This is a genomic window from Priestia sp. YIM B13551 (assembly GCF_042787905.1).
Lineage (GTDB): Bacteria > Bacillota > Bacilli > Bacillales > Bacillaceae_H > Priestia.
In genome coordinates, this window is sequence record NZ_JBHZOX010000038.1 from 1 (window position 1) to 1106 (window position 1106).

The 1106-nt window shown below is 32.3% G+C and carries 1 protein-coding gene and 1 pseudogene; both read right to left on the reverse strand.

Features of this window, described 5'->3' with window-relative positions:
• Positions 1-260 (reverse strand): annotated as a pseudogene (locus tag ACFX4N_RS31080) (fatty acid desaturase); the annotation flags it as partial.
• Between the two features lie 339 nt (positions 261-599).
• Positions 600-791, reverse strand: a complete 192-nt coding sequence (locus ACFX4N_RS31085) for a hypothetical protein (protein ID WP_053488358.1) — start codon at positions 789-791, stop codon at positions 600-602.
• Between the last annotated feature and the right edge of the window lie 315 nt (positions 792-1106).

The following is a 1106-nucleotide window of genomic DNA, read 5'->3' on the forward strand; positions in this document are numbered from 1 at the left end:
TTATTCGCTTTTCGGCTTTTGAAAAATGATTGATGACAACAATCATGGAAAATAATGAAGATTCGGACGACGAACCCAGCTGTAAAAATAGCTATTGGCAGTGTTAGCCAATAAGAAACGGATAAACTTTTATAAGCTAGAAACCAAAGTAGTAAAAAAGGAAGGAATGTGTTTATCAATTGCTTTATACTCGATTTCGTATTGGATTTTTCAAAAGGTGCTACATTTTTTCTTAATTCAGTCGTTTTTTGTTTACTCATGTGTTCCTCCTTACATCTTTACCGTGTTTAATATTCAGCTCTTCTTTGTCTTTATAGTAGAGCATAGTACCTGGTAACGAAAGATATAAACGTCAAGTAACTAGTATGACAACTGTCATACATGTGTGTATGTATTTTCTTAATGAAAGGAAAAGGGTGTGAAGAAAAATTCATTTTCATTAAAGTATTAGCATTATTTTAGTTACAGCTATTTAAAAGTGCTCATAAATGTGTACCTTTCCAACAGACTTTGAGCCACTACTTTTTAAATATAATGCGAACAAAAAACTACCTCCCCTATGATGACTAAGGATGGTAGTTTTTCAGAGCTATGAATGTTCAACTGTCGTTCATTTTGGTATAAAAACTCTTTAACAATTTCATCATCTCACGCCCCGATGTTCTAGACAGTTTATCATTACCTTCATCTTCATATGTACTCACATACCAGCTGCCCTTGTCATCTTCATTTAACCTATATACCTTATCGTTTCTACTATCTGTATAAAAATCTCCATCCTTCAGTCTCAAATAATCCTCCCCCTCTATCACGTATATACCCGGTATTATACCCAAGATATCAATTTTATAAAAAATTTCATCTACACAAAACATCAGGTTTCTTAATACGCTTACTCTTTTGTATGTAATCTACATAGGTGCACAAATGGTGAAAGTCAATTGAATTTATGTACTACTAGTAGATCTTAAATTAATCTTTTTACAATAGAATTTCCACACTTGAAAGGGCCGTTTTTCCTGTATTTGCTATATTCGGTTTTATATGTTACAATTAAGTTAATTATTTTTGTTCGGTGTAGGATTAAGAGAAGAGAAATCTCTTCC